This is a genomic window from Nocardia amamiensis, from assembly GCF_015477605.1.
Classification (GTDB): domain Bacteria; phylum Actinomycetota; class Actinomycetes; order Mycobacteriales; family Mycobacteriaceae; genus Nocardia; species Nocardia amamiensis_A.
Genome location: NZ_JADLQX010000078.1, coordinates 1 through 6,506, shown reverse-complemented (window position 1 = coordinate 6,506; position 6,506 = coordinate 1). Strand labels below are relative to the sequence as shown.

The window sequence follows — 6,506 nt, the reverse complement described above, 5'->3', positions numbered from 1 at the left end:
GAACACCGCAAACCCGTTCCACGACAACCCAATCCGATCGACGCAGTCACCATCGCCCCACACTGGCGTACCGCATCAACCACATCGCTGGCCAACGCAACACCCAGAACCGACCAACCTTAAGTCACTGGTATTGGTGTTAGCCTCGATTTTTCGCCTGGCCTTCGGTCGGGCGTGATCGGGTTCGGATTGGTGTTTTCAGATGGTGTCCGGGCTGGTGGGTGTGGCCGTCCGGCCCGTGTCAGCGGGCTGGCTGCCGGGTTCCACGGGCCCGGTGGTGGTCCTTTCGGTGGTTGCAGGGGCGGGTTTGTGCTGGTCAGGTCGCTGTCAGGTGGGTGTGGGCGGTGACGGCGAGGTTGGTCCACGGGTTGTGGGCCGACAGGCGCAGGTGGACTCGGCGGGCGTGGCGGGCCAGACGGGCGGGGATCGAGAACAGCCGCAGCCGGAGGGTTTTCGGCTCCCAGCGGCGCGCGTTGTGGTCGTGCAGTGCGAGGGTCTGCATCCAAGCGGTCAGGTCCAGTGCCAGCGCGACGACGGCGAGCCAGATGCGGTTGGCGTTGAAGCTGTGGAACGGCAGGTTGCGCAGGCCGGTGTCCTTGGCCGCGCGGATGCGGTCCTCACAGCGGGCGCGGCGGCGGTGGCGCAGTTCCAGATCCGGCAGCTGGCCGCGGGTGGTGTTGGTGACGAACGCGGTCAACCGCATTCCGTCGCGGTCGGTGAACCGCAACTGCGCGCCGGGATGCGGCCTCTCTTTCCGGACGACCAGGCGCATCCCGGGTGGCCATCCGGACAACTCGGCGATACCGGTGACCTCCACGACCCAGGCGCCGTCGCGGACCTCGCCGTCGGCGTCGTAGGCCGGTGTCCAATCACCGGGCTCCAGGTGAGTATCCATGGCTGCCGCGATCTCGTCGGTGAGGGTGAATCCGATCGAGTACTGCACCCGGCGACGGTGGCAGTAGTCGAGGAACTCGTGGGAGCCACCACCGGAATCGGTGCGCAACAACACTTTCCGGCCGACCCGCCACGACGGGGTCCACGGTAGCTGGGATAGGGCATCGCGCAGCACCTGCGTGTGGTCGGAGGCGGTATTACTTCCGGCGTTACCCGGCCGCAGCATCGCCGCGGCGGGCTCACCGGTACCGGTGTCACCGTGGTCGATGAACGCCCACAACGGGTGAAACCCGAAGCCCCGCTTGAACGTCGGGGCCGCCAGTTCTTTCTCCGAATGCGCGTCGGTCAGCGTGGCATCGAGATCGATCAGCAGCGGATGCTCGGCATCGATACCGTCCTCGGGTGCCTGCTCGCCAGCCAGCACCCACGCGTGGCCGCGTGCATCCGCGCGCGCGGAAGCGATGGCGGACAAGACCTTCGACGCATCGGCGGCCAGGACCGCGACCAGACGCGACACGGTCGGATCCGACGCGACCGGCCCGAATACGCCCGGCTCGTCCCGCAACACCGCCAGATCCGACACACAATCCCCGCCGAGCGCGAGCGACGCCGCCAGATCCAGCACGATCTTGCCCGGGTTGTGCGTGGCGAGGGGTTTACGCCACGGCGCCAACGCCTTCGACAAGCCCTTGACCAGGCCGATCCGCTCCGCGGTGCGTAACAGCAGCACCGCCCCGGCCTGCGACACGACACCCGAACCGTCACCGTCCACGGCCACCGCCGGATACGGCGAGATAGACTTCCGCACCAGAAGGGTGCTCCTCACTCACGAAAATTCTGTCTTCAGCAAACAGGATTATCGCAGTTCGGAGCACCCTTCTTCGTCTCCGGCACGCACTGTCACCAATTTCGGTGAATCCGTGAGGTTAGAGAATCGCGAGAAAGTACGCCGATATCCTCAGGATGGCACCGCCACAGCATCGTGGCGATCACCACGAACCGGGAGTGGTCTTCCGGGGAGCATCTTGCCGGAGCGGACCGGCTGGACAGCCGGCGCGGATGACGATGTGGTGGGTGTTGTCGGTGTTCTATCGATCGGTTCCCCGACGCTCGGTGTGACACCATGTCGCGGGTCGAGAGGAGTGGGGATGGGTGTATGGGGCGGGTTGTGTGCGTTCGATGAGACGAGGTTTCGGAAGGTGGTGGTCCCGGCGCTGCGGTTCGGCGCAGACCATCCGGTGGTCGAGCGTGCCGCGCGGCAGCTGTGGGCCTACGGGGCGGGTCCGGAAGGGTTCAAGGACGAGGGGCACTACGAGTACCCCTCCGCGACACCACCGTTGCGGTTCGAGGGGCTGGCCGGGGTCATGGCCCACGTCGACGACACATTCCGGCGGTGCGGTCTCGGACGCGACTACCGTGTCGTCGACGGTGTGCCCACCACGACGACCGAGCCCTACAGCGAGCACGGGTGGGGGTACTGGGAGCTGGTGGAGCTGGTCGAGTGGGTGCTGACTCGGGAGGCGATCCTCGCCTACACGGTGCTCGGTCGGCAGGGTGAGAATCCGTGGAGGGCGCTGCGGCTTGCGGGCCGGATCGAGGAAACCGCGGAGGATCTCGATCAGCGCAGGTTGGGGCAGCTTCTACGACGCTTGGACAGTCGAATGCACTCGGTGTGCTTCTGGATGCACGGCGGCGGTGGTTATCTTGACGGGATCTGCGGCTGGCTCGACGCCGCTGAGGCCCGTGAGCTCGCGACGCTTCTCCCGTCGAGGCGAGAACCCGACGACGAACCGACTACGACTGCGTGATACGGCAACGGTTCACGATGGTCTTGAACTGGTCCATCGACCACGGCGTCGGCCTGCTGTGGGGGCGCGACCTCGCAATCTTCTACCAGAGAGGACGATCCTCGGAGAGGACGTGACACCACCGATCCAGCTTTGAGTGAAAGCAACGTGAGTAACCTCCGGCGCGCGGGCCGCCCCACCGGCCGGAGCGGATCGTAGGCGATTCCCCCATGCCGATCGGTCAGTTTGTTCGGAACAGTCGAGTTGTTCGTTCTTTACGTACCGCGTTGCGTGGTGTCGGTCTGGAGGGAGTCGGTGTGGCCGGCAGGAAATCAGTGGAATCGGCAACGAGGACAGCAAATTCTTCTCGTTGTCGCTGGCGCAGCTTGGGATCTGGCACGAGCAGCGCATGGATCCGCGGGTTCCGATGGCGATCGCGGTGTACGCCGACTTGCATGGTGAGCTGGACGTGGCGCTGTTGGAGCGATGATCCGGAGGCGGCGGCGATGGTGTGGACGCGCGTTGAGTGTAGCCACCCGCTGAACATGCGGATCGACTTCGAGACCAGCCCGAACCTCTACACGGAGACCGAAGCGCGCGCATCATTCACGTTTCCTGGAGTTCTTGGCCCGGTTCGTGATGCCGACGCGGAGCAGACGCTGAGGCGATTGCCCATCACCGGCCGACGCCATCATCGCCACGTACTTCGCAGTCTGTGTGGAGCGGTGCATCCGGTAAAAGCTGAAGGCCATGAAAGCGGTTGTCGATGACCACGGGGCTTGGAGCGCGGAGCACGACAGCTGAAGTGCCTGACGGACAGCTTCACCGCGTGCAACCGCGTTACAGCATGTTGCCGGTGAGATTGCGCTGGTGGCCGCGATGAAGGCCGAACACGTCCTGGTCGTGTCTCTACGCAAGTCGGGAACGCACCTCCTCAAGGAGGTGTTAGCCGGGCTCGGATATGTCCTGCTCGGTGCGGTGTCGTCGGCGGACGCGCAACCGCGACCGCTTGGCAGGCAGGGAGCTCTGCGTGCGCTCGGAGCGGTCTACACGCCGGATGAGATTTCGCAGATCAAGCGGTCGAGCGACCGTGCAGCCATCGATCTGGCCGTCAGTCGCGCTGTGATTGTGCTCAACCGAGCTTGGGCGGATCGCCTGGGGATGCCTCGCACTGCCGCAACCGATGTCGATCCGGAAATCGACCGGCTCACCGCCAGAGAACTCTCACGTCAATCCGGCTACAGATTCAGTGACACCCCGGGCGGTGTATGTTGGTTCACCCACGACTTGGACCTCGGTCGAGCGGACGAGAACTTTCTGCTGGAATGGGCCCGCACCGGCACCCCCAGAATCATTCTCAACTACCGCGACCCCCGAGACGTCCTGCTGTCCATGGTGAACTTCCTCGTTGAAGCCGACACAAGGAGACTAGGCGGATTCCCAGACCACCTCGTCTACAGCGACATCCTCAAATCGGCTCGGCAGCCGAGCGATCGCATCGACATCGCGCTCACAGACCCTGGCTTCCCAGGAAGTGACTCATTCGAGCGGGCACTGTGGCTGCTTCGCCACCCACGTGTCTGCAAGGTGTCCTTCGAAGCACTGATCGGGCCGGACGGGGGAGGCTCCGCGGCTGCTCAGTCCACTGAGATCAACCGAATCGTCGACTTCCTCGGCATGGCCGACGATATCAACACTGCAAGCAGGCACGCCCTGGCCAGCCGGATATTCAACCGCACCTCTCACACCTTCCGAACGGGCCAGATCGGTGCGTGGCGGGAACACTTCACGCCGAACCATCAAGCGCTGGTCGAGCACCGATACGGATATCTCCTTCGGCTTTATGGCTATCAATGAGTCGCATAGACCTCGGGGTCTGCTTGTCGCCCCAGGAAGTTGAGCAACAACGACGAGCACTTGGAGAGAAGGAACTGATCCATGAGTACAATTTTGCTTCCCGCAGTCATCGAGCAGATCGATGTAAGCGACGACGTCCTCGGCGAAAGCGAAGAGTTCGCCGCTGCCATGGAGGAGGTCACGACCGAAAGCCCGTCTCTGTACATCTACTTCGCCTGACGCGGTACTAGGACCCGCTGTGTGACAGACGGCCCGGCTCAGCAGCGGTCGGGCTGTCTCACCGCTCGGACCGAGCCTGCGAATGCCGAAGGAATAACCACCGCAACAAGTAATACCGCCGAACCGGCTAATACGCTGCTGAGGTTCACCCCGAATGGTGGACAGGGTTTCAAGCAGCCTCGGCTGCGACTGTCAGGGACTGCTCATAGCGTACGGGGCTGAGCATCCCGAGGGCGGAGTGCCGCCGCTCATGGTTGTAGTAGTGGACCCAATTGTCAACCGAGGCAACGAGTTCAGCTCTAGTTGCGTAGACATGGCGATAGTAGCGCTCATGTTTGAAAGTCGACCAGAACGATTCGGCGGGGCTGTTGTCCCAACAGATCCCGGTCTCGCCCATCGACCGGCGTAGCCCGTGACGGTGGCAGGCCCGCTCGGTCGATCCGGCGGTGAACTCACCGCCGCGATCCGAGTGCAGCACGGTCCCGGCCACCGGATGCCCACGCACCGCCACAGCCGCCTCGATCGCCCGGCACACCACATCGGAGCCGATGTGATCGGCGATGACGTGGGCGAGCACGCGGCGGGAATGCCCGTCCCGGATCGCACACAGGTACATATCGCCTTCACCGCAGGTCAGATACGTGAAATCGGTCGTCCACACCGCGTCCAAGCACCCTTGGTCGAAAGCGCGGCGCACCAGGTCCGGCGGGAACGACGCCGCCGGATCGACCACGGTCGTTCTCACCTTGAAGGTGCGTGGGCTGATGCCCTCGATCCCGATGCGCGCCATGATCGCCGCGACGGTCTTGGCGCTGACCTTCTCGCCTCGTTCGCGGAGTTCGGCGGTGATCCGCGGCGAACCATACGTGCCGTCGGAGGCGGCATGCACATCCAGGATCTTCACCGTCAGATCGGCCCGACGCTGTGCGCGTGGGGTGGGAACCGTTGCCGCCCCGCGCTTCACATGCGCGTAGTAGCCCGACACCGACACACCCAACACGCGGGCCATCCGTCGGATCGAGAACCGTCGCCCCTCGGGGCGGCCGATGCCCGCGGTCTCGGTGATGTCGTCGGAGCCGGCGTACTTTGCCATCAGATCGAACCGGGTCGGTTGGTCTGCATCGCGGCAAAGTACGCCGAAGCTTTTGCCAGGAACGCGTTGTCCTTCTCCAGCTCACCGACCTGTCTGCGTAAACGCAGCAACTCGGCCCGCTCGGCCGCGTCCAAGGGCTTCTCGCCCACGACCTGCGCGGCGACGATCCTGCGGCGCTCGTCCTTGACCCACGTACTCAACACAGTCTCGTGAATACCGAGCCTCACGCGCGACCACCGCGATCGGACGACCGGAATCGATCACACGATGAGCAGCCTCAACCTTGCACTCGGCCGTAAACGACCGACGCTTGCGAGGAGGCATAACGAACATCCTTACCAGCAGAACCAACGATCCTGCTAACTCGGTGTCCACTCCTCGGGGTGAACCTCATCCCTGGTCAGCCTGCCTGCCGGGTATATGTTGGCTGCGCATCTTGCGCGGCAGGCAGGCGTCGGCAGTGCGTTTCCCCTCGTACCGTGGAGGCCTGACCATAGAGGAAAGGCTGGATGGCGGAGAAGAGACGCAAGTGTCGACGTTCACGTTTTTCCCGGCCCGTTCGTTCACGTAATTGGGCAGGTGGTGGGTCCTGGGTGATGTTCTACCCGACCTCCTTGTTCTGTGTCTTGGGTTCGTGGTTGCCGCGGGGGCGCTTG

6 protein-coding genes are annotated in these 6,506 nt (G+C 64.1%); 3 read left to right on the top strand and 3 right to left on the bottom strand.

Annotated features, from left to right (window positions below):
• Positions 1 to 316: 316 nt before the first annotated feature.
• Positions 317 to 1,702 carry an IS1380 family transposase gene (locus IU459_RS36235; protein ID WP_195134106.1) on the bottom strand — a complete coding sequence of 462 codons (1,386 nt, stop codon included), beginning with the start codon at positions 1,700 to 1,702 and terminating at the stop codon, positions 317 to 319.
• A gap of 340 nt (positions 1,703 to 2,042) precedes the next feature.
• Between IU459_RS36235 and IU459_RS36230 the strand changes: the two genes are divergently transcribed.
• From IU459_RS36230 to IU459_RS36220, 3 genes are all read left to right on the top strand, one after another.
• Positions 2,043 to 2,702 carry a hypothetical protein gene (locus IU459_RS36230; protein WP_195134105.1) on the top strand — a complete coding sequence of 220 codons (660 nt, stop codon included), beginning with the start codon at positions 2,043 to 2,045 and terminating at the stop codon, positions 2,700 to 2,702.
• Between the two features lie 849 nt (positions 2,703 to 3,551).
• Positions 3,552 to 4,538 carry a sulfotransferase domain-containing protein gene (locus IU459_RS36225; RefSeq protein WP_195134104.1) on the top strand — a complete coding sequence of 329 codons (987 nt, stop codon included), beginning with the start codon at positions 3,552 to 3,554 and terminating at the stop codon, positions 4,536 to 4,538.
• 81 nt (positions 4,539 to 4,619) lie between these two features.
• Entirely contained in the window at positions 4,620 to 4,757 is a 138-nt protein-coding gene (locus IU459_RS36220; RefSeq protein WP_195134103.1) for a hypothetical protein, read from the top strand.
• A gap of 169 nt (positions 4,758 to 4,926) precedes the next feature.
• Here IU459_RS36220 and IU459_RS36215 read toward each other — a convergent pair whose 3' ends face one another.
• Together IU459_RS36215 and IU459_RS36210 are read right to left on the bottom strand one after the other, a co-directional pair.
• Complete coding sequence (locus IU459_RS36215; protein WP_195134102.1) at positions 4,927 to 5,850, bottom strand: IS3 family transposase; 924 nt, start codon at positions 5,848 to 5,850, stop codon at positions 4,927 to 4,929.
• Positions 5,850 to 6,050, bottom strand: coding sequence for a hypothetical protein (locus IU459_RS36210; RefSeq protein WP_228839005.1), 201 nt, complete (start codon positions 6,048 to 6,050; stop codon positions 5,850 to 5,852). Before IU459_RS36210 ends, IU459_RS36215 begins: the two co-directional genes overlap by 1 nt.
• Positions 6,051 to 6,506: the final 456 nt, after the last annotated feature.

What these genes read in the sequence shown, in the direction of transcription:
- IU459_RS36220 (WP_195134103.1), top strand. Translation starts at nt 4,620, where the DNA reads ATGAGTACAATTTTGCTTCCCGCAGTCATCGAGCAGATCGATGTAAGC.
- IU459_RS36230 (WP_195134105.1), top strand. Translation starts at nt 2,043, where the DNA reads ATGGGTGTATGGGGCGGGTTGTGTGCGTTCGATGAGACGAGGTTTCGG.
- IU459_RS36215 (WP_195134102.1), bottom strand. Translation starts at nt 5,850, where the DNA reads ATGGCAAAGTACGCCGGCTCCGACGACATCACCGAGACCGCGGGCATC.